23 protein-coding genes are annotated in these 21,734 nt (G+C 61.2%); 10 read left to right on the top strand and 13 right to left on the bottom strand.

Annotated features, from left to right (window positions below; all coding sequences use genetic code 11):
- The first annotated feature begins 5 nt into the window (after positions 1-5).
- Genes BUB23_RS09015 through BUB23_RS08985 form a run of 7 tightly spaced genes read left to right on the top strand, consistent with a single transcriptional unit; the run spans position 6 to position 5,930 of the window.
- Positions 6-746 carry an enoyl-CoA hydratase/isomerase family protein gene (locus BUB23_RS09015; protein WP_073102786.1) on the top strand — a complete coding sequence of 247 codons (741 nt, stop codon included), beginning with the start codon at positions 6-8 and terminating at the stop codon, positions 744-746.
- A 3-nt stretch (positions 747-749) separates the two neighbouring features.
- The gene (locus BUB23_RS09010; protein WP_073102785.1) at positions 750-1,892 is read left to right on the top strand and encodes an acyl-CoA dehydrogenase family protein; all 1,143 of its coding nucleotides are present in this window, start codon (positions 750-752) and stop codon (positions 1,890-1,892) included.
- Entirely contained in the window at positions 1,889-3,061 is a 1,173-nt protein-coding gene (locus tag BUB23_RS09005; protein WP_073102784.1) for a thiolase C-terminal domain-containing protein, read from the top strand. The genes BUB23_RS09010 and BUB23_RS09005 overlap by 4 nt, the downstream gene beginning before the upstream one ends.
- Before the next feature lie 5 nt (positions 3,062-3,066).
- Positions 3,067-3,477: a Zn-ribbon domain-containing OB-fold protein gene (locus BUB23_RS09000; protein ID WP_073102783.1), complete on the top strand. Its 411-nt coding sequence runs from the start codon at positions 3,067-3,069 to the stop codon at positions 3,475-3,477.
- On the top strand, positions 3,474-4,253 hold the full coding sequence (locus BUB23_RS08995) for an enoyl-CoA hydratase/isomerase family protein (RefSeq protein ID WP_073102782.1): 780 nt from the start codon (positions 3,474-3,476) through the stop codon (positions 4,251-4,253). Before BUB23_RS09000 ends, BUB23_RS08995 begins: the two co-directional genes overlap by 4 nt.
- A 44-nt stretch (positions 4,254-4,297) precedes the next feature.
- On the top strand, positions 4,298-4,888 hold the full coding sequence (locus BUB23_RS08990; RefSeq protein WP_073102781.1) for a cysteine hydrolase family protein: 591 nt from the start codon (positions 4,298-4,300) through the stop codon (positions 4,886-4,888).
- Between the two features lie 43 nt (positions 4,889-4,931).
- Positions 4,932-5,930: a Bug family tripartite tricarboxylate transporter substrate binding protein gene (locus BUB23_RS08985; RefSeq protein WP_073102780.1), complete on the top strand. Its 999-nt coding sequence runs from the start codon at positions 4,932-4,934 to the stop codon at positions 5,928-5,930.
- A gap of 137 nt (positions 5,931-6,067) precedes the next feature.
- Here the strand turns inward: BUB23_RS08985 and BUB23_RS08980 are convergent, their stop codons facing one another.
- From BUB23_RS08980 to BUB23_RS08965, 4 genes are read right to left on the bottom strand one after another with little or no spacing between them, the layout of a single operon-like run.
- Complete coding sequence (locus tag BUB23_RS08980) at positions 6,068-7,102, bottom strand: glutamate cyclase domain-containing protein (protein WP_073102779.1); 1,035 nt, start codon at positions 7,100-7,102, stop codon at positions 6,068-6,070.
- A complete protein-coding gene (locus tag BUB23_RS08975) occupies positions 7,095-7,994 on the bottom strand; it encodes an NAD(P)-dependent oxidoreductase (protein ID WP_073102778.1) in 900 nt (299 codons plus the stop codon). Before BUB23_RS08975 ends, BUB23_RS08980 begins: the two co-directional genes overlap by 8 nt.
- 51 nt (positions 7,995-8,045) lie before the next feature.
- Positions 8,046-8,843: an MBL fold metallo-hydrolase gene (locus BUB23_RS08970; RefSeq protein WP_073102777.1), complete on the bottom strand. Its 798-nt coding sequence runs from the start codon at positions 8,841-8,843 to the stop codon at positions 8,046-8,048.
- 21 nt (positions 8,844-8,864) lie between these two features.
- Complete coding sequence (locus BUB23_RS08965) at positions 8,865-9,848, bottom strand: Bug family tripartite tricarboxylate transporter substrate binding protein (protein ID WP_073102776.1); 984 nt, start codon at positions 9,846-9,848, stop codon at positions 8,865-8,867.
- Between the two features lie 152 nt (positions 9,849-10,000).
- On the opposite strand from BUB23_RS08965, the gene BUB23_RS08960 reads away from it, so the two are divergent.
- Both BUB23_RS08960 and BUB23_RS08955 read left to right on the top strand, forming a co-directional pair.
- Positions 10,001-10,828, top strand: coding sequence for an IclR family transcriptional regulator (locus BUB23_RS08960; RefSeq protein WP_073102775.1), 828 nt, complete (start codon positions 10,001-10,003; stop codon positions 10,826-10,828).
- A gap of 148 nt (positions 10,829-10,976) precedes the next feature.
- Complete coding sequence (locus tag BUB23_RS08955; protein WP_084135948.1) at positions 10,977-11,492, top strand: M48 metallopeptidase family protein; 516 nt, start codon at positions 10,977-10,979, stop codon at positions 11,490-11,492.
- Positions 11,493-11,525: 33 nt separating this feature from the next.
- On the opposite strand, the gene BUB23_RS08950 is transcribed toward BUB23_RS08955, so the two are convergent.
- The 8 genes from BUB23_RS08950 to BUB23_RS08915 form a co-directional block, all read right to left on the bottom strand.
- Entirely contained in the window at positions 11,526-12,170 is a 645-nt protein-coding gene (locus BUB23_RS08950) for an ANTAR domain-containing response regulator (RefSeq protein WP_073103086.1), read from the bottom strand.
- Complete coding sequence (locus BUB23_RS08945) at positions 12,160-13,326, bottom strand: transporter substrate-binding domain-containing protein (RefSeq protein WP_073102773.1); 1,167 nt, start codon at positions 13,324-13,326, stop codon at positions 12,160-12,162. The genes BUB23_RS08950 and BUB23_RS08945 overlap by 11 nt, the downstream gene beginning before the upstream one ends.
- A 78-nt stretch (positions 13,327-13,404) precedes the next feature.
- Positions 13,405-14,400, bottom strand: coding sequence for an acetamidase/formamidase family protein (locus BUB23_RS08940; protein WP_425439535.1), 996 nt, complete (start codon positions 14,398-14,400; stop codon positions 13,405-13,407).
- A 36-nt stretch (positions 14,401-14,436) separates the two neighbouring features.
- Positions 14,437-15,156, bottom strand: coding sequence for an ABC transporter ATP-binding protein (locus BUB23_RS08935; RefSeq protein WP_073102772.1), 720 nt, complete (start codon positions 15,154-15,156; stop codon positions 14,437-14,439).
- Positions 15,156-15,917 carry an ABC transporter ATP-binding protein gene (locus BUB23_RS08930; RefSeq protein WP_245801217.1) on the bottom strand — a complete coding sequence of 254 codons (762 nt, stop codon included), beginning with the start codon at positions 15,915-15,917 and terminating at the stop codon, positions 15,156-15,158. The genes BUB23_RS08935 and BUB23_RS08930 overlap by 1 nt, the downstream gene beginning before the upstream one ends.
- Position 15,918: 1 nt before the next feature.
- Positions 15,919-16,983 carry a branched-chain amino acid ABC transporter permease gene (locus tag BUB23_RS08925; RefSeq protein ID WP_084135911.1) on the bottom strand — a complete coding sequence of 355 codons (1,065 nt, stop codon included), beginning with the start codon at positions 16,981-16,983 and terminating at the stop codon, positions 15,919-15,921.
- 12 nt (positions 16,984-16,995) lie between these two features.
- Positions 16,996-17,865, bottom strand: coding sequence for an ABC transporter permease subunit (locus BUB23_RS08920; RefSeq protein WP_073103083.1), 870 nt, complete (start codon positions 17,863-17,865; stop codon positions 16,996-16,998).
- Positions 17,866-17,957: 92 nt separating this feature from the next.
- Entirely contained in the window at positions 17,958-19,187 is a 1,230-nt protein-coding gene (locus BUB23_RS08915) for an urea ABC transporter substrate-binding protein (protein WP_073102770.1), read from the bottom strand.
- 364 nt (positions 19,188-19,551) lie between these two features.
- Here BUB23_RS08915 and BUB23_RS08910 point away from each other — a divergent pair, with 364 nt between their 5' ends.
- Positions 19,552-20,517: a Bug family tripartite tricarboxylate transporter substrate binding protein gene (locus tag BUB23_RS08910; protein ID WP_073102769.1), complete on the top strand. Its 966-nt coding sequence runs from the start codon at positions 19,552-19,554 to the stop codon at positions 20,515-20,517.
- 69 nt (positions 20,518-20,586) lie between these two features.
- Here the strand turns inward: BUB23_RS08910 and BUB23_RS08905 are convergent, their stop codons facing one another.
- Entirely contained in the window at positions 20,587-21,726 is a 1,140-nt protein-coding gene (locus BUB23_RS08905) for an alpha-hydroxy acid oxidase (RefSeq protein ID WP_073102768.1), read from the bottom strand.
- Positions 21,727-21,734 lie beyond the last annotated feature (8 nt).

Here is a 21,734-nt window from a genome sequence, read left to right as displayed (position 1 = left end):
TTCCGATGATCGATACCGTGGTGGACGCGAATGTGTGCTGGCTTACGATCACGCGGCCTCGCGCCGCCAATGCGCTGGACGCCGGAACGCATCAGGCCCTGGTCGCGGGACTGGGTTGTGCGTCTGGCGACGAGAACATACGGGCTGTCGTGTTGCGGGCAAGCGGCGAGCGGGCTTTCTGCGCCGGAGCGGACCTGAAGGAATTTGCCGAATTGCCGTCCGGCGTCGCGGCCCTGAAGCGCCGCGAGTTGTTGTTGGCTACTTTGCTTGCACTGCTCGAATTCCCCAAGCCTCTGCTCGCCGCCGTGCAGGCCCCGGCCATCGGCGCCGGCGCCATGCTGGCCCTGGCTTGCGATGAAGTGATCATGGCTGACACCGCCTGGCTGTCATTTCCGGAAATCACGCTGGGGCTGCCCACGCCGATGTCCGCGGCGCTTATTTCACCTCGGACGCAATGGCGAACGCTGCACCGCCTGGTCCAGTTGGGTGAACGCATGAACGCTCCGGACGCGCTGGCATCCGGAATGGTCGACAGGGTCGCGCCGCTCGCTGCGCTGGCGCCGGATTGCGCGGCGCGCGCAGCCGAACATGCCTTGCGCTCAGGCCACGCCTATGCAAGCAACAAGCGCTGGATGAATCGCGATGTGCGCCGGAACCTGGCGCAAGCGGCGGCCCTTGCCACCGAAAGTTCCCGCCATGCCTTTACCGCAGGCCAGGCACCTACCTATCGAGCTGACCAGAGATAAACGATGCAATTAGAAATCAATGCCGACCTGGCTGAAATGCGCGCCGCCGTGCGCCGATTCACGCAGGACCAATTGGAACCTATCGCCCACGAGATCGACCTGACCGGCGAAGTGCCGGAACGCACTGTGCCGCTGCTGCGTGAGCACGGCTACCTGGGCATGCGCATGCCCGCGGAGTTCGGGGGAGGCGATTTCGACCTGCCCACCTACTGTCTCGTTCTTGAAGAGTTCAGTCGATCACACCGCATATTCACCCTGATGCTCGATGCCACCAGCGGCCTCAACCCTATCGCCATCGCCCGCTTCGGCACTCGCGGGCAGCAGGAAAGATACCTGACCGGATTATGCACAGGAACCTTGCACGCGTCGTTTGCGCTCACCGAACCCGATGCCGGCTCCGATGCGCAGGCCATCAAGACCCGTGCCGAGCCAAGGGGAGACGGCTGGGTTCTAGATGGGCGCAAGCATTACATCAGCGGCGCGCATCTGGCCGATGTTGTGCTCGTCATGGCGGTCACGGATGCGAAGAAGCGCGGCCGCGGAGGGATTACCGCCTTTCTGGTGGACAAGAATACGCCCGGATTCAGCGTCACCCGGGTCGACACCACGATAGGGTCGGATCCCATCAAGCTTGCCGAGCTGTCTTTCGAAAACTGCGAGTTGTCATCGGCATCGGTGCTGGGCGAGGTAGGGCAGGGCTTCAAGGTCGCCATGGAATCGCTTACCAGCGGACGCATGGGAGTAGCCTGTTCCTGCGTAGGGGCCGCAGACCGTCTGCTGGAAATGTCGGCCGCGTATGCGAAAGAACGATATACCTTCGGCAAACCGTTGGCCGATAGGCAAGCCATACAGTGGATGCTTGCCGATTCGGCAACCGAACTGGCCACGGTGCGCGCGCTGGTCTACGAGACCCTGCGGCGCATAGACGCCGGGGAAGACGTCGGTTCGGCCGCCAGCATGTGCAAGTTGTCCGCTTCCGAAATGGTGGGACGGGTGGCCGACCGCGCCGTGCAGATCCACGGCGGCATGGGCCTGGTTCGCGGTTTCCCCGTGGAGCGTTTCTACCGCGATGTGCGTCATTATCGCGTGGGCGAAGGCTCATCCGAGATACAGCGCATGATGATTGCGCGAGAGGTGCTGCGATGAGCCGGCGGTCACCTCTTAGTGCCGTCATTGTGGGCATCGGCGAGAGCGCCGTAGGGCGTGTCCCGCACTTGGACGCGCTGGGCCTGCAGCGTATGGCGGCATTGCAGGCGCTCGATGACGCCGGCCTCTCCCTGTGCGACGTGGACGGCTTGCTGACAACTCCGGTACGGGTGGAAAACTGGGCTATGCCCTGCGGCGTCGTATCCGAGGGCCTGGGCCTTCGCCCCCGCTACCTCGCCACGCTGGATGTGGCGGGCGCATCCGGCACCGCCATGGCGCATCACGCAGCCATGGCGGTCGCAACGGGGCAATGCGAAACCGTGCTTTGCGTCGCGGGCCAGAACATGCTTTCTTTCAGCTCGCAAGGCGCGGCCGTACAGAAGCTCGCCGACGCCGGGTGGGCCCACCCGGAATTCGAAGCACCCTACGGCCCGCTGGTTCCCACACTTTACGCGCTCGTCGCGCAGCGCCATATGCATGAGTATGGCACCACGCTGGAGCAAATGGCCGAGGTAGCCGTAACGCTGCGCAAGCATGCCTCGCTGAATCCCAATGCGCACAAGAAGGAATTGCTCTCCATTGCCGATGTCATGCAATCGAAAACCATCACTTCGCCTTTGCGCATGCTGGATTGCGCGGTGGTATCGGACGGCGCCGCGGCGTTCATCGTAACGACGCCCGAGCGGGCGCGGGATTTGCGCCAGGCGCCGGTCCGGCTGCTGGGACATGGCTATGGTCATTCGCATACCTATATTGGCGATTACAAGAATGTGACCACGACGGGAGCAGTGCAGTCGGGGAAAGACGCCTTCGCCATGGCCGGCCTCGCTCCCGCGGATATCGATGTGGCCGAGCTTTATGACTGCTTTACGATTACGGTCATTGTCGAACTCGAGGACCTGGGCTTTTGCGCAAAAGGTGAGGGTGGACGCTATGTGGAAAACGGCGGCATCGGCCTGGGCGGCCATTTGCCGGTCACCACGCATGGCGGCCTCCTGTCGGGCGGACACCCTGGCCTGGCGGGAGGCATGTTTCATCTTCTGGAAGGTGTGCGCCAGGTCCGCCACCAGGCCGGCGCCCGGCAAGTGCCCGGCGCCGAAGTCGCACTTGTTCATGGCAACGGCGGCATCGTTGGCCTGCACAGCTCACTGATCATTGCCAAGGCGTAAATACTATGTCGATACAATCCTCCGATGCCGAAAGCGGCCGCTATTGGGATCGCGTGCGAGGCCTTGGATTTGCCTTGCCGTATTGCACGGACTGCGGACAATTTCACTTCTATCCGCGGCCTGCATGCCCGTTTTGCGGGGGGACCCGCATCGCCCCCGCCCGGGCCAGCGGCAAGGGCGAGGTGTACAGCTATTCGGTCGTTCACCGGGCTCCCAAACCGGCTTTCGCCGCCGGCATTCCTTATGCGATCGCCATCGTCGCTACCGATGAAGGCCCCCATTTGCTGACCCGCATTGTCAACGTGGACCCGGACAGCATCCGGATCGGAATGCGGGTCCGTGTGTGCGGACCGGCGGCGATGCCCGAGCCGCTGTTTGAGCCCGACGAGCCTCAAGTGCCCAAGGAGACCCCATGACTGATTCTGTTGTTACACACATTGAAGACGCCATCGCCTGGATAAGCCTCAACCGTCCCGATGCGTTGAATGCAATCAATGATGACATCCGGCAGGCCCTGCCCGCCGCCATCGACGCAGCCGATGCCAACCCGGAGGTGCGGGTCATCGTCCTGCGGGGTTCCGGTCCGCGCGCGTTCTGCGTCGGAGCCGACATAAAAGAATTTTCCGCCGTTGATGCTCCGGTCGCGTACAGGCAGCAACGGGCGCACGGCCACTGGATTGCCGCGTTCGATCGCGCCGTCAAGCCGGTGATTGCATCGATACATGGCTATTGTCTCGGTGGGGGGCTTGAAATCGCGCTGGCATGCGACATCCGTATCGCCGCGGCGGACGCCACCTTCGGTTTCCCGGAAACCGGCCATGGCATCATTCCAGCGGCCGGAGGCACCCAACGCATCAGCCGCATCATAGGGATGGGCGTAGCGCTCGATCTGATCCTTACCGGAGAACGCATAGCCGCGCAGCGCGCCTTGTCGATGGGCTTGGTGTCCCGTCTTGCCGAGCCCGATGCGCTGGATGGATTGGCGCGCGCCATGGCCGGCAGAATCGCATTGCTTCCGCCCCTGGCCGCGCAGTTCGCCAAAGAGGCCGTGCGGGCCGGCGCCGAGGTTCCGCTTTCTGTGGGTATGCGGCACGAAATAGACCTGTTCACCCACTTGCTCAACACAGAAGATCGTCTGGAAGCCGCCCAGGCTTTTCGTGAAAAACGCAGTCCCAGATTCACTGGCCGCTGACAGCCCCCGAATTTTAGATCCCTTACATTCAATACGGAGTTCCCATGACTGCAAAATCCATCTACCTCGTCCTGGACATGATGAACGATCTCGTTCATGCCGACGGCCCCAACGGCAAAGGCCCGCTGGGCGCCCAGGTGCAAGACCGGCAGGTCATCCAGAATACCGCCCGCGCCCTGGAGAAGGCCCGCGCTGCCGGCATGCTGATCGGCTATGTCCGGGTAGGCTTTTCCAGCGATTATCGCGAATGTCCTCCCTCATCGCCCATTTTTTCCAAGGCGCGCGAGAACGGGCTCTTCAAACTCGGAACATGGGGCACCGAAGTACATTCCGAACTCGCGCCCCATGCTCATGACTTCGACATCGTGAAACACCGGGTCAGCCCCTTCTATGGCACTAACCTGGAGCCCATTCTGCGCGCGCATGCGATACGGCACGTCTATCTGGGCGGGGTCTCATCCAATGCAGTGGTCCAGGCGACGGTGCGTGACGCTCACGATCGCGACTACGAATGCGTGGTGCTGGAGGATTGCTGCGCATCGTTTTCCAGCGAAGATCACGATCAGTCCATGGCCGCTGTATCGCGCTTCGCGACGCTCTCGACCTCCCGGGACGTCGACTTCCCGAACCAGTGAAGCAACAGCAATAACCCCACCGCAGAGAACAAGGAGACAAACCATGTATAAGACATTCCAGCCCTCCCGCCGGCCAGTGTTAGCCTGCCTCAGTGCGCTGGCGCTGGCGGCATCCAGCGTATCGTTGCCGTCCGCCGCCGCGGGCAGCTATCCCGACCGCCCCATCACGGTCGTCAATCCCTGGACGGCCGGGGGGCCGGCCGACACCGTGGCCAGGCCCATATTGCAGAAGCTGTCCGAATTGCTGAAGCAGCCTGTGGTGCTCGAAAACAAGGCCGGCGCCAACGGCACTATAGGCGCGGCCTTCGTCGCGCGGGCGATCCCCGATGGCTACACGCTGCTGTTTTCGCACGTCGGCCCCATCACCATCAGCCCGGCCATCCAGAAAAACATACCGTATGACTCCGTCAAAGACCTTGCGCCCATCACCCAGGTAGTATCGGCGCCCACGGTCCTGGTCGTCCGGCCCGACCTCCCTGTCCACAGTATCAAGGAGCTCGTCGAATACGCGCGCGCCCATCCCGGCGAGCTGACTTACGGCTCTGTGGGTCCCGGCAGCACTACCCATCTGGCCGGCGAGATCCTGGCCAATATGGCCGGCGTCAAGCTGCTCCATGTTCCCTACAAAGGGGCCGCGCCCGTCGTTACCGATTTGCTGGGCAAGCAGATCGATATGGCCTTCCTGAATATTGCCGGCGTGGTTCCTTATCTGAAGTCGGGCCAAATGCGCGGCATCGGCGTCAGCACGCTGAAGCGCTCGGCGCTGTTGCCAGATATGCCTGCGATTGCCGAAACCTACCCTGGCTTTGAGGTCAATTCCTGGTATGGCCTGATGGCGCCCGCAAAAACGCCGAGAGCCATTATCGACCTGCTACAGAAAAACGTAGCCCGGATCCTGAGGATGCCGGACATCGTCAAGATGCTCGAGTCCAATGGCCTGGCTCCGGAAGGCACGACGCCGGAACAATACGCCGCGCAGATCGACAAGGACTTGAAGCGCTGGAAACAAGTGGTTGAAACGGCAGGCATCGAGCGCCAGTGAGCCGCTGAAGCCGGATGGCGAAGGCGGCAAGGGCGGCAAGATGCCGCCCTTGCCAGCGGGGTTTCGAGCGGCGCCGGTTGAGCGCCGCCCGCGGGCCGGGCGGCATTTATCCCGGCATGCCATAGAACCCGTCTTTCTTATAGCGGCCGCTCCCCGGCTTCGCGCGCCAGCCGCAACACTTCATTCATCAGCGAATAGATGGCCTGGCTGGCCGCCAGGGACGTGCCATCGACCGTGGGAAGGGCCAGGCCGCTGTAGCCGTCGACCGCGCCCGAGGCGATGGGCGCGGCGATGCTGGCGGCGACTTCTTCCCAGGCCGGCAGCAGTGAAAAGCGGCGGCTGGCCAGGGCTATGGCCGCGGCTATCGCGTAAGCCCCCCAGTTCGAAACGGCCGCGGGAAGCAGGAAGTCCACTTGCGTCGCGTCCAGCAGTCCGCCAGGGCATAGGCAGTCGCAGCCGAAGCCATGGCCCGGATCGGCGTCAAGCTCGTCCCGGATCAGTCCAAAGCCGATCTCGTTGCCGCCGTCGCCCACCCCTATGGTCAGGGCGCCGCGCTTTTGCGCTTGTCCGGCGAGCAGATGCGCATGGGCGACCCAGTCGCTGTCCTTGGGCTTGCCGCTGCTGTTATGGAACACTCCCGCGGCGCCGGGACCGGGCTTCTCGATGAAGAAGGCCGCGGATACATCGGGCAGATCCGCCATCAGCTCGTCAATGAAGGGCGCCGCGGCGTCCGCGCCGGTGGGAAATTCCAGGCACAGCGCGCCATTGGGGCGTTGCAGCCACGCGTCGCGCTCCAGCAAAGGGGTGCCGGCGGCCTGGACCGATGCCATGACGCCGGGCAGGAACCGGGCTTCCGACAGCACGCAGCTGCGCACGCCCAGCGCCGAAAAGATCCGGGCCAGCACGGCGACGCCCGAAGGGCCGTCCGTTTCGCCGCGAGGCAGCCATACGGGATTGCCGGTGCCGGTCACCAGTATCACGGTGCTTCCAGGCAGCCGGGGCAACAAGGCCTGGGCGATCTGGCCGCAGAGCGCCGCATTGTTCTGTTTTTGCCGCGCGATCCGGTAGCGCAGCTCCGTGCCGCCTTGCTGCGCCGCCTTGTTCTTCAGTTCCAGGTTGGCGATCTGGTCCAGATAGTCGTAATACCAGGGGTTGAACGGCTGCCTACTCATCGTCGTATCCGAATTCGATATCCAGCCAGTTTTCCCAAAGCTTGGAAATGGATGCGTAGTCGAGGCGATCCAGTCCTTGGGATTGGGCGATCTCATACACGGTGTGCGATGCCTGCATGGTAAACAGCGGCACTCCCAGGTCGCGCGCCAACTCCAGGATAAGCATAGAGTCCTTGCGCGCATTGGCTGTCGGCATGCCCCCTTCGAAATCCTGGCGGCGTATGCGTTCGCCGACGCGGTGCGTAAGAGGCCTCATCAGGCCCGATTCCCGCTGCATCAGCGTGTAGAACACCTTCATGGGAACGCCGGCTTTTTTCGCGAGGGCCGCGCCCTCCATCAGCATGACCATGGTCGTATGGGCGATCGCGTTATTGACCAGTTTGGCGCGCATGCCGCTGCCTGGCAGGCCCAAGTGGAAAATTTCCTCGGCGGCCGCGTCGAGCACCGGCTTGGCGCGCGCATAGTCCGCGTCGGAGGCGCCCACCAGAAAGGTGGTCTTGCCTTCGCTCAGCTTGTGCACGCCGCCGACGATGGCCGAGTCCATGACGCTCGCGCCATGCTCCTCGGCAAAGGCCTGCAGCCACTGTATGTCGTCGGGCGCGACTGTGCTGGTTTCGATGATCAGGCGCCCGGCAAGGTCGCCTTGCGCCATTTCCCGGGCCGCGGCGCGCGAGGCGCCCGGCGTGGGCAGCGAAAGCAGCACGATCTCGCAGCGCGAAACCAGATCCTGCGCGCTGGCCGCCAATTGCACGCCGGCCTGGCGCGCTATGTCGTTGCGCCGCGCATCGCGGTCATAGCCTGCGACATCGAATTGCTTCAACAAGGGCGCGGCCAGGGCCATGCCGGCATTGCCGAGCCCGATCAGACCGATGACGGGTCTTGTTTGCTTCATATGTTGTCCTGTAGAAGGGGGATGAATCCGGGATGGGAAGAGAAAGCGGCCTCAACGCGCCTCGGGCTGGCGGGCGTCGTCATAGAGGCTGGGGTCGTGTTCCAGCCACCAGGTGGGAAAGAAGGCGACACGGCTGGCCACGACATCGGTCCAGCGCCCGGCGAGCTTGCGTTCCAGCAAGGCCACATGTTCATGCGCCCGCGACAGCACAAACTGTTTATGGCTGGGCAGCAGCGCGTCGATCTTCAGCGCGGCGAGCCGGCGGACCGAATCCAGATACGCCCGAAAATCGGTGCCGGCCGAGACGGTGCCGTGGCCGCCCTCGGCAAAGACGGTGTCTCCGCCGAACAAGACCTTTTGCGTCCCGAATTGCACCAAAAGCGAGATAGAGTCATTGCTGTGCCCGGGAGTATGGATGACTTTCAGGCGCAGGCCGCCCACGGTGATCTCATCGCCGTCTTCCAGGCTGCGCGCGACTGGCGCGCCTTCCGACGGAATGCCGTGCTTGGCAATGTGCGACTCGGCCCACAAGCCGCTTTCCACCGCCTCGCGCCCCAGGCGATGGGCGAGGATGGCCGCCCCGCTGCGGCGTTGCCACCACGCGCAGCCGCGCGCATGGTCCCAATGGGTGTGGGTCAGTATGATCTTGCGGATTCTTTCGGGGGCCAGGCCGTCCTTCTCGAGGTTGGCGCACATCCATTCGGGCTGGATGCCGCTGCCGGCGTCTATCATCGCCGCCTCATTGCCGCCGTCGATCACATAGATGTGGGCGTCGGTGGGGTGGGACACCCCCATGCCGCCCCCGCCTATCATGTAGATGGCATAGGGGCCTGAGCTCAGGATTTTCATCGCCTGTCCTTGGTCTTGTCGTTAATCTATGCGGGCGCCGGAATTCTTGATGACAACGGCCCACTTGTCGAGCTCGCGCCGGATATGGGCGGCGAATTCCTGCGGCGTGCCGCCCACCGGCGTCGCGCCCTGCGCGAGCAGCTTGGCGCTGACCTCGGGCATGCGGACGATTTCGGCAATGGCGGTGCTTACCTTGTCCACGATGGCCGGCGGTGTACCCGCTGGAAGCAGCACGCCGTACCATGAGCCCACTTCATATCCGGCCAGGCCGGTTTCCGCGATCGTGGGCAAATTCGGCAGGGACGGATCGCGCTTGGCGCTGGTGACGGCGAGCGCCTTGAGCTTGCCCGCCTTCACATGGGGCATGGCCGAGGGAAGCGTGTCGAACAGGACCTGGATCTGGCCGGAGATCAAATCCACCTGGGCCGCCGCGGTGCCGCGGTAGGGGATATGGGTTATTTGCGTACCGGCCAGGGAATTGAAGAGTTCGCCGGCCAGGTGATGGGAGCTGCCATTGCCCGAGGACCCGAAATTCAGCTGCCCCGGATGGGCCTTGGCGTAGGCGATCAGTTCGGGCACGGAATCGACCGGCACGGACGGATTGATCATCAGGACGCTGGGCGTGGAGGCCACCAGGCTGACCGGGGCGAAGTCCTTGACCGGGTCGAAGCTCAGCTTCTTGTACAGGCTCGCGTTAATGCCATGAGTCGCCACCGTTCCGAGCAGCATTGTGTAGCCGTCGGGCGCGGCATGCGACACGATATCCGAGCCGATATTGCCGCCCGCGCCAGGCCGGTTGTCGACGACGACCGCGACCTTGAATCGATTGTTCAGCTTCTCGGCCAGGATGCGGCCTACCGTATCGCTGGTCCCGCCAGCGGCAAATGGAACCACCAGCCGTATGGGACTGGATGGATACTGCTGAGCCTGGACGCTCGCGCCGGATACGGTAAAGCATGCCGCGGCGATGGCCATGCCGGCCTGTGCGATAAAGCGGGATTTCATATCTATATCTCCGATTGTTATAAGGTTCGGAGTTGAAGGCTCCGATATGTTCACATTGTGATTTAAATGCTTTCATTATTATGAAATTAATCAGCATATTACGTATAATGTGTTAGCTATACAATCGATATGGACAAATATGAGTTCACATTATGATCAATCCTTCCGATAAGGCCGCCGAAGACCCGGCGGCGCCGGCGCAGGTTCGCCGCGGCACACAAAGCATTCAGCGTGTGGTGGCTTTGCTGCGCGAACTGACCGCTCACAACAAGAAGGGGGCGTCATCGTCCCAGTTGGCGGCCAGCACCGGCATAGACCGCAGCACGGCGCATCGCATGCTGCAATGCCTGGTCGGCGAAGACCTGCTGGCCTTCGACAATGAGACGCGCAGGTATCGCTTCGGCCCGCTTGCCTACGACATCGGATTCGCCGCCTCCGAACGGCTGGATCTGACCCAGCTGTGCAAGCCCACGCTCGCCCGCATCGCGGACGACACGGGCGATACGGTGTTCCTGATGGTGCGCAGCGGCGATGACGCCGTCTGCGCCGACCGCGCCGTGGGCTCTTATCCCATCAAAACGTTCGTGGTGGATGTGGGCACGCGCCGTCCCCTGGGCGTCGGCACGGGCAATCTGGCGATACTCAGCGCGCTGCCTGAAGATGTGGCGGATCTGATCCTGGGGCATAACGCCGGCCGTATCGGCGCCTTTCCCGGCGTCGGGCTGGAGCGGGTGCGGGCCCTGATGGTCCATGCCCGCAAGATGGGCTATGTCGCCATGGACGTGGTGGGCGTGCAAGGCGTGCGCGCGGTGGGCGTGCCGGTATTTGTCGGCGGCAAGCCCGTCGCCGCGCTCAGCATCGCGGCGATCGCCGCCAGGATGACCCCGGAGCGCGAAGAAAAGCTGGTCAAGATACTGGGCCGCGAGTCCGAGGCGCTGGGGCTGGCGCTGGACCGCCGGGTTTCGAGCGACGCCGGTTGAGCGCTTCCCGCCATGTGTTGAGCGCTTCCCGCCATGTGTTGAGCGCTGCCCGCCATGTTATGGTAGCGAGGCGCCGGGCGCAAAAGCCCGCGCCGGAACGATATGCCGCAGCGGCTTCAGGGCCATGGCGGGGCAAGGCAAGGACAATATGAAGTACCTCGGAGGATATTCGCAGGACCTGCAGGACAAGGCCCGGCTGCTGGCCGAGCGCGGACAACTGGCCGAGGTATTGCGCGGTCGCTACCCGGCAGGGCACCTCATACGCACCGACAAGGCCTTGTACGACTACGTCGTGGACTTGAAGAATCTTTATATCCGCAATGGCGCGCCGATCAACAAAGTGGCCTTCGACAGCAAGATACAGGTGATGGCCCACGCGCTGGGGCTGCACACCACGATCTCGCGGGTGCAGGGCATGAAGCTCAAGGCCAAGCGCGAGATACGGATCGCCACGATATTCCGCGAGGCTCCCGAGCAGTTCCTGAAGATGATAGCCGTGCACGAGCTGGCGCACCTGAAGGAAAAGGAGCACGACAAGGCTTTCTATAATTTGTGCGAGCGCATGGAACCGAATTACCACCAGTATGAATTCGACCTGCGCCTGTACCTGACCCATCTGGACCAGCCCGGCTGCGGCGCCCTGTGGGGCGCCGGCCCGCGCTGAAAAGCGCTGGCGCGGCGCGGCATTGCGAGTGAGCTATTGCGGCTTCAACTTGGTGATTTCGGTCGCCGACGATGAAAAGAGGTCGTTCGCCTGGATAATCGATTGTGAGATTTCTTCGACGGTAATCCGCTTGGCCATTGCCTGCCTCCGAAGGATTTCGTAAGCTTCGGCTTCGCTGACGCCGTACATGCGCATCAGAATGGCTTTCGCTTCGGCAAGCTGCATGACGACTTTCAATTTGAACTCCAGCCGTTTGACGCGCTCCGCCTGGCGGCGGGACTCCCGGAAGCGCTGCACCGACACGGCAATGGCCGGCAACAGGCCGGCCGCCCGGATGGGCGTCATGATGACGGACTGGGCGCCCAGCTTCAGCGCATAGTCGATGAATATCGGGCTTTCATAGGTCAATACGGCTATCAAGGGGGTGGATTCGAGCAGACTCCAGCATTTATAGGGATCTTGCTTGTCCGGGAGGCAGGATAAAAATATCAAATCGGCAAAGGTGGGCGGGCTCTTGGGTATGGGCCAGCACACCTGCACTTGAAATCCCATGCGCTTCAAGTGATTGACCAGCGTTTCGCGGTCTTCATCGTCTGGAAGTATTACGACGGTCTTCAACTTCCTGGCAAGAATGGCGCCGGTGACGCTGTAGCTCGGCGTATTGTGGTCATCCTCCATCGGCATATCCCGCTGTCGTCAACTTGGTTACCCAATCGCCAAATGACTGGGTGGACATATAGGGATCGGGCGCTACCATTTCACGCGACTCGCGCAGTACGGTGAACTGGCCCGCCGCATCGGCGCGCCCGATGCGAGGATAGAGGCCGGTATGCTGGTTTTTCCGGTCTATCTTCACACGCCCTTGGGGGGCGGCGTATTCGCTGCCGAGCAATTCAAATTTCAATGGCGCGATGCTGTCCGAACCGGCGGCCGCGCAGGCATTGGCAAACAAGTGGAACTGGTAATAGCTGGCCTCCCAATTCATGTCGGCCGAGATGTCGCTTCCGTAGCGTTTTCGAAAGCCTTCCAGGGCGCGCTGGTTTTCAGCGGAATTGACTGCTTGGAAATACGGCGCCGACGTGTAGTGCCCGGCGCCGAATTCGACACCCATCGCGGCAAGCTCGGTTTCCGAAGTGTTCAGGCTGCCTATGGGTATTTTCATGGGATCCAGCCCGGCCCTTGCGTACGCCTGGTACAAATAGGAAATGGTTTGTCCGATTGCCGAGCTGAAAATGAAATCGGGCTGCTTTTTTATTACATCGTCGATGACCTGGACAAACTCTTCATAGGGCGCATCCAGGCCCAGGTAGCGTTCGCCGATCACCGCGCCATTCTCATTCTGCAAGATCAGCTCCTGCATGTTCCGGTTGCATTCGTAAGGGTATACATAACGCGAGCCAATCATATAAACCCTCGCCCCGAAATTGCCGGCCATGAACTCCGCCAGCTGCACGCCGTTCTGGTTGGGCGCCGCCCCGCCATAAATAATATGCTCGGAAAATTCGAAGCCCTCGTACAGTTGCGGGTAGAAAAGCAGGCGATTGTATTTCTCGACCACCGGAAGCATGATTTTCCTGGCGCTGGACCGGTATCCGCCGAAAATGACGTTGACCTTGTCGGCCAGGATAAGCCGCTCGGCGAACGATCGGAACAGCGCGTCCTGGGATTGCGGGTCGTACCGGACGGCAATGACTTCCCGCCCGTCGATGCCGCCGCTATCGTTGACTTCGTCGAGCGCCTGCATGGCGCCCCGCAATTGAGACGATTCCTGTAAACCCGTTACGCCGGAGCTGGAAAATAAAAAGCCGATTTTAAGTGGTTCGCTTGTGCTCATTCAGTCAGTTGCTCAAAAATCCGATTATGCCTGCCGCGCGGCGGCATGGGCTGCGCCGCGCGGATCTGCCGCGTGTGATTATTCTTGCAGATAATCCTTGCTGATCATCGCGCCCATGGTGTATTTGGGATCGACGAAATTGCCCAGCCTGACCTTGCCGCACTGGCTTAGCAGCATATAGGCATCCCACTGATCAAATCCGAAATCGCTGACCATCCAGCGTATCAGTTCGCGGTAGGCGATGCGGCCCGCGTCCTCGAGCGGGCGGGCGCTGCCTATGCCCATGATAGCGTGGGCATTCTCCATCCGCGGCCAGTCGATTTTCCAGTTCTTGATCAAGTCTACCTTTATCGTCGTCGTGCTCGCGTATTCGACGGCAGTGCCGCAGACCTCGCCGTCGCCCTGGCAGGCATGGGCGTCGCCGATGAACAAGCGCGCGCCGGGGCTTCTTACGGGTAGATAAGTGATGCTGCCCGGGCCGATATCCGGGACATCCATGTTTCCCCCATGATTGTCCGGTGTCAGCGCATTGATGGAGTCGATTTCCGGCGAAACGCTTAGCGTGCCGATATGCGGGCGATAGGGGAGCGTATGGCGCTTGCTCCAATATATGTGCTCGCCGTCGAGCCTTACGCGCTTGACCATTTCGGGCAAGGAGTCATTCAGCGTCGCGGTATATTCGGTGCCCGTCAGCGCGCCGAATTGCGGGATCAGGCAGCATATGCCGTGGGGATCATCGCCGCGCGGGACCATTTTCTCGATATAGACGGCTACGACATCGCCTTTTTCGGCCCCTTCGATCATGATGGGGCCATTCTGGGGATTCAGATAGGGCAGCGTCAGCAATTCGGACGGCTTGTCGGTTTCCGATTTGATGGCGCCTTCAAAGGCATCCCGGGTGTCGACGATCACTCGGTCGCCGGGCTTGATGGTCATCACGGGGTCGGAATACGGCCCTATGGTGTAGTGGAATTTCTTTTGTATTTCTTCGGTCAAATGATGAGTTACCGGATCCCGATCCGCGCCCACTCCGCGCTGCATCATGACGGAATTCTTGATCCATTCGATATACATATGCTTCTCCGTTCAGTTAACTACGTTTCGTGATCATCAAAGAGCCAGATAGCGTCGCATCAATGCCTCGTCCCCCAATTGCGCGCGAGTCAATTCATCGGTAATGCTGCCTTTGTCCATGACAAAGCAGCGGTCTGCGGCCCGTTCGATCATTGCAATATCTTGTTCCACCAGGATGACGGCGACGTTCAGTTCGCTTGCTATCCTGACCAGCGTGTCCGCAATGGCATGAACGATCGAAGGCTGCACGCCTTCGGACGGCTCATCGAGCAGCAGCACCTTCGGCGCGCCGACCAGGGCCCTGGCGATTGCCAGTTGCTGCTGTTCGCCGCCGCTCATCGTGCCGGCCTTTTGCGTCAGGCGTTCCCGCAAGATCGGAAAATAATCCAGCACCCGGCTCGACATCTCCGCGCTTTCCTGCGCCCGGCCGACTGCCGCCTGCGTGCCCACCTTCAGGTTTTCCGCCACCGTCAAGCCGCCGAAAATCTCGCGCCCCTGAGGAACATAGCCCAGGCCCAGCCGTGCCCGGGAATACGGCTCATGATGAGTGATGTCGGTGTCCTGGAGGCGTATGCTGCCTTTATCCACCCTTACGATGCCGATCAGCGAGCGCATGAAGGTGGTCTTGCCCACCCCGTTGCGCCCCATCAGCCCCACCACCTCGGCGGCGCCGACCTGCAGGCTTACGCCGTTGAGCACGCGGCCGCCCGAATATCCGCCGTATATTTCGGAAACGCGCAGCAAGGATTTTTCCATCAGCTTTTCCCCAGATAAATATCGGCGACATCTTCGCGGGATAGCACTTCGCCCGTCATGCCATCGGCGAAGACCCGGCCTCCATGCAACACCGTTACCCGGGTGGCGATTTGACGGACGAACTTCATGTCGTGCTCCACCACCATGATGGTCAGGCCGTCTTCCTGCATGCCCTTGATCAATTCGCCGGTGAGGAAAGTTTCTTCCATGGACAGTCCGGCTACCGGCTCGTCGAGCATCAATAATTTCGGGCTCAACGATACGGCCATGGCCATTTCCAGCCATTGTTTCTTGCCGTGGGATAAATTGACGGCGAGTCGATAGGCATCGTCGCGCAACTTGAACCGCTCGATCAGTTCATCGATATTGTCCCTGGAGTTTCTTCCTGTTTGGTACAGGGATAGTTCCAGATGCTGGTGCACCGTCAGCTCCGGAAAGATCCCGGGTATCTGGAACTTGATGCTCATCCCCTGGCGTATGCGCTGATAGGGCAGGTCATTGCGTATGCTTTTTCCCAGAAATAGGATCTCCCCCGCGGATGGCCGATGCTCTCCCGTCAGCAGTTTGAAAAAAGTGCTTTTGCCCGCCCCGTTGGGGCCGATGACGCACCGTATTTCGTGGTCCAGGATTTCCATATCGATATCATTGATCACCCTGGCGCCCCCGAAATGCTTGCTCAGGCCGCTGACCTTGATGATAGGGGGCGCGGCGCTGGCGGCGGGCAGGCCCTGCGCCATGTCTCGTGTGTCATGCAAGCTCACTTTATTGCCCCTCCGCGTTTCGATGCTTCTTTCCCAAATGCCTGCCGGCAAATGCAATGACCCAGGGGAACAGCCCCTCCGGCGCCGCAAGCACTACAAAAAGCAGGACGGCTCCCATCAGGATCAGGGCATATTCGCTGCCATAGATCGCCAGCCACTGCGAAAGCCAGACGAAGCCCACTGTCGCGATCACCACGCCGCCTATATTCTTGCGGCCTGCCGTCGCCACCCATATCACCGGCATCGCGGCGGCCGTCAGGCCCATGGACGAAGGAGTGATGTATGAGCCCCAGATCGTATATAAAGATCCGGAAAGCCCCGCCAGCACGCCGCCGAAGACGAATATCAATAATTGGTACTTTCGTATGTCGATACCCAGCATTTCCGCGCGGCGCGGATTCTCTTTTATCGACGTCAAGGTCAGGCCGAACGGCGACTTCAGCATGTACTGGGTCGCGAGGTAGACCAGGGCGAGCAGGATCACCAGCAAGCAGTAGAAGCCTGTGCCCTCCAGCGCCAGCACGGTTCCGTCGAGCCACGGGATGGCAAGCGGCGGCATGCCCGACATGCCGTTGTAGCCGTTGAGCCGGGCGTCGCCGATTACCCATTGCGGGCCCGCGGTCTGGGCCATGAAGGTTTCAAATACCAGGGTGATGGAAAGCGTGATGATCCCGATGAAGATACCGGTTACGCCGCCATAGAAGATCATATAGCCAAGAAATGCCGCGAAGGCGCCGGCAATCAGCATCGAACCGAGCAGGCCCGCCCAGGTGACCATCACGCTATCGCCGAAGTTGATGGTCAGCACTCCATAGGCATACCCCGCCAGGCCGAAGAAGGCGGACTGGCCGAACGATAAGATGCCGGCATGGCCCCACATCGCGGCCAGTCCGATGCCGCAAAAGGTCCACAGCAAATAATATGAGAAATCGTCGATGGTGGAGCCATCGAACAGCAGCGGCAGGCCCAGGGCGATAAGCAGGATGACGGCCACCCGGATTATTTCCTTTCGGAAAGGCTCTTTAATATGGTCCGGCGAGGCGAGGGGGGAGTCTTGGGTGGGCATGGCGACGTTTCCTTATCGGCCTTTTGAAAAGAGACTGCCGACGCCTTGCGGCAATAGCCTGATGACGATAATGGCGGTCAATAAAAGGCCGATCTGGCCTATCAGCTGGCCGTACCAGGAAGTCAGCCCGGTCTGGATAAAGCCGAGAATGGCCGCCGCCGGAAGGGTGCCCACAAGAACGTTGGCGCCGCCGACGACCACCGCCACGAAGGCCTGGACAATAAAGCCATTGCCCATGGTCGGCACGACGGTCATGGTGGGCGCGTACAGCGCGCCGGCCAGGCCGGCCAGCCCCGCCCCCAAGGCAAACGTCAGCGTATAGACGCGATTCGTCTGCAGCCCCAGGCATGAAGCCATGCGGGCGTTCTGTATGGTCGCGCGCGCGCAGACGCCGTAGTTTGTGCGGAAAAACAGCCAGTACAGCAGCGCCAATACGCCGATGGCGATGAGCGGCAACAGGGCGCGATAGACGGAAAAGGAATAGATGCCGATGGAGAACGAACCAAAGGGCGTCGACAGGCCTTCCAGCGAAGGGCCCGCTATCAGCAGCATGGATTGCTGCGTGATCAGGCTGATCGCCCAGGTCGCGACAACCGAATCGAATAATCGATCGTATAGATGCCTGATGACCAGCCGTTCGATCAATACCCCGGCTATTGCCGCCGCCACGACCCCCAAAAGCATTGCGATCGGCAAGGGCAGGCCGGCTTTTCCACAGATAATGGTGACATATGCCCCGCACATGATGAACTCGCCATGCGCCAGGTTGATCACGCCCATCATCCCGAAGATGACGGCCAGCCCCAGCGCCGCCAGGACAAGGTATGCGAAGTTATTGCCGAACTGATAAACCATCGAATAAAGCAGGGACAGTATCGCCATCATTAATGCCTGGTTATTTCCATCTGGATGAATAAGCCGCGTTGGGCGCAATGGGAATCGCGGTGCGCGGCTCCCATTGCAGGCCCCGGGGATTATTTAGTGGGCGGGTTCGACGGCGTGTATTGCTTTTTATCCGCCTTGGCCGGCAGGTTGCAGCCGGCGTCGCCTAGCCAGTACGGCTGGATGTCATTCCACACCTTGGGGATCTCGATGGAATGATCGGCTTTCACATGGACCAGGTAGATGGTGTGCGAGGTATGGTGGCTTTTCGGGTCGATGCATACTTTGCCCGACGGGCCTGTGGTGCAAATGCCGCCCGCCTCCAATGCCTTGCGCACCTCGGGGATGTCCGCGGTCTTTGCTTTCTCGACGGCCGCCTTGTATAGATATACCGCATCGTAGGCATTTGCCGCTTCCTGGTTGATATAAGGCTCGTTCGGAAACATTGCATGGAATCTCTTTACAAAGTCGGCGCTTTCGGGAGAGTCCACTTCTTCTATGTAGTTGACGGTCACGTACATGTCTTTCAACGCAGGCGCCTTGAAACGCTTGTGTTCATACCCTTGCCCGACGTTCACCGAGCTGGCCATGGGCCGATTCAGCTTGGCCGCCGCTTGCTGCTCGTAATAAGACGCCTGATTGTTGCCGACCAGCAGGGTCACGACGAAGTCCGGCTTGGCTTTCTGGATATTCTGGATGGTTTGGCCAAACTGGGAAACGCTCAGCGGGATGAATTCCTCTCCCGCCATCGTGCCGCCATTTTCCTTGACAATATTGCGGACCCATTCGGCGGAGAGCTGTCCGAAATTGTAATCAGCGGCGATCGTATATACGTTCTTTCCGAATTTCTCCATCATCCATGGAATCAGCGTCGAGAACTGCTGTTCCGGCACGGCGCCGGTGACGAATGTATTCGTATCGCAGACGCCTCCTTCGTATTGATTGTTATACCAATACATCATTTTCGCGCGGTCCATGATGGGCCTGATTGCTTCCCGGGATGCGCTGGAGAACCCGCCGAATATGACGTCGACCTTGTCATTCTGGATCAGGCGCCTGGCCATTTGCTGGAAACGGGTATTGTCCGACTGGGTATCGTAATGGACGAGCTTCAATGGCCTTCCAAGGACGCCGCCCTTATCGTTTATCTCCTTGATCGCCAGTTCGGTGGCATGAATCTTGGGTATGACAGGCAATGCGAAGTCGCCGGAGTTATCCTCCAGCAAGCCGATTTTTATGGGCTCTTCGGCCGCGATTGAAATCCCCGGCAATGCGACGACCGTAGCCAGCCCAATCGCTATCAAGCTACTCTTTATGTTCATCTTTGCTACTCCCATTACTTTGCGTTTTGAAAGCAAAAAACAAAAGAGCCCCTGACAAAGTAAAAACTTTGTCAGGGGCTCTTTTGCCAAGTCCAGTTGCCGGCGCCGTTGCCGTTCCACTGGTGATGGGAAACGATGTTAAAGAAGCATATCCGGGGTGTCAATTTGGTATAAACCCGCGTACCGCAGCCCTGGATCGGCCAGCGCGCTGGGATGAGGATTTGTAAAGCTTCCCCCAAATAATTCTCTGTTGTCCCCCAGGAAGATACTCCCTAGACTGAAACGCCTTCGCTTCGCTGCCTTGCCGCATCCTCGCGCAAGGCCGCCCGGCCGGGCCGATAAAAATCAAATCCAGGAGATCTTCTTGAAAAGACGCACATTCATTACCGCGATGGCGGCCATGGCCGCCGCGCCGCTCGTCAAGGCGCAGACGCTGCCGCGCGGCTCCGTCAAAATCATCGTCGGCTTTCCGCCCGGCGGCGGCACCGATGTCATGGCGCGCGTCATCGCGCAAAAGCTGGGTATCCTGTGGGACATGCCGGTGGTGGTCGAGAACAAGGCCGGCGCCGCGGGGGTCATCGCCGCCGGCTATGTGGCCAAGCAGCCCAACGACGGCAGCACGCTTCTGATGACCAATATCAGCAACCACGCCATCGCGCCCAGCCTGTATCCGGCCCTGGGCTACGACGTCGAGCGGGACTTCACTTCCATCATGCTGGTGGGCGTCACGCCGAATTTGCTGATAGGCAACCAGAACCAGGAGGCCAGCACGGTCGGCGAACTGGTCGAGCTCTGCCGCAAGCGCCCGGGCGAGATCTCCTTCGGGTCGGCGGGCGTGGGCGCGGCCCAGCATCTGGCGCTGGAGATGTTCAAGCTGCGCGCGAAGATCAGCGCGCTGCATGTGCCGTACCGCGGGTCGGGCCCCATGGTCACCGATCTGCTCGGAGGGCAGATCAACTATAGCTTCGAGACCATGACCTCGGCCACGCCGCTGGTGCATGGCGGCAAGGTCAAGGTCCTGGCGCAAACGCGCAACAAGCGCGCCAAAAGCTTTCCCGACGTGCCCACGGTGGCCGAGCAGGGCTATCCGGGATTCGACGCGAGCACGTGGTACGGCATGGTCGGGCCCGCGGGCATGGACGCCGGCCTGGTCAAGCGGATGAACGAAGATTTCAACAGCGTCATTGCCATGCCGGAAGTCGCGCAAAAGCTCGAGAGCTTTGGCGCGGAGGACGGCGGCGATTCGCCGGAGAAATTCTCGGCCTTCATCGGCGCGGAGATCAAGAAGTGGGCCCAGGTCATACGCGAAGCGAAAGTGCAGCCGGCCTGACCCGCGGGACGGCCGGCATCCGGCGCCTGCCCGGGCTAGCGGCCGGGCGCGCGGACCGCCCGCGCCGCGCTACGCAAGCTGCGAAATGACGCGCTTGTCCACGGCGGCTATGGACGTCGCGCCGCAGAATGCCATGGTCAGGTCCAGTTCCTTGTGGAGTATCTGCAGGGCCTGGAAGACCCCCGCCTCGCCGCCGGCGCCCAGGCCATAGAGCATGGCCCGCCCTATATAGGCGCCTTTCGCGCCCAGCGCAATGGCTTTGAGCACGTCCTGGCCCGAACGGATGCCGCCGTCCATGTGCACCTCTATCTGCGCGCCCACGGCGTCGACGATGGCTGGCAGGCAGGCAATGGAAGAGGGGGCGCCGTCGAGCTGGCGTCCGCCGTGGTTGGAAACGATGATGGCGTCGGCGCCCGCATTGACGGCAAGCCGCGCATCCTCCACATCCTGTATGCCCTTGAGGATCAGCTTTCCGCCCCATTTGCGCTTGATCCAGGCCACGTCGTCCCAGCTCAGGCAGGGGTCGAACTGCCTGGCCGTCCATTCCGCCAGCGATCCCAGTTCCTCCACGCCCTGGACATGCCCGAAGATATTGCCCAGCGTGCGCCGCGGCGTGCCCGCCATGCCCAGCAGCCAGCGCGGCTTGCTGGCGATGTTGAGGATGTTGCGCAAAGTGATCTTGGGCGGCGCCGACAAGCCATTCTTCAGATCCTTGTGGCGCTGGCCGCTGATCTGCAGGTCCAGCGTCAGCACCAGGGCCGAACAGCCGGCCGCCCTGGCCCTGTCGATCAGGCGTTCGACGAAGGACCGGTCGCGCATGACGTAGAGCTGGAACCAGAAGGGATGCCCGCCGGTCGCCTCGGCCACGTCTTCAATGGAACAAATGCTCATGGTCGAGAGAGTGAAAGGAATGCCGAAGCGCTTTGCCGCCCGGGCCGCGAGGATTTCGCCGTCGGCGTGCTGCATGCCGGTCAAGCCCGTGGGGGCGATGGCCACGGGCATGGCGACCTTCTGGCCCGCCATATGGGTCCTGGTGCTGCGGCTCGCCAAGTCTATGGCGACGCGCTGCCGCAGCAGGATTTTCTGGAAGTCGCTCTGGTTGGCGCGGTAGGTGGATTCCGTCCACGAGCCGGAATCCGCATAGTCGTAGAACATTCGCGGTACGCGCTTCTTCGCCAGGATGCGGAGATCTTCGATATTGGTGATCATCGGTTTGC

The sequence above is a fragment of the Pollutimonas bauzanensis genome (assembly GCF_900129885.1).
Lineage (GTDB): Bacteria > Pseudomonadota > Gammaproteobacteria > Burkholderiales > Burkholderiaceae_B > Pollutimonas > Pollutimonas bauzanensis.
The sequence above is the reverse complement of the archived record's forward strand: the minus strand, read 5'-3'. Positions and strand labels throughout refer to the sequence as shown.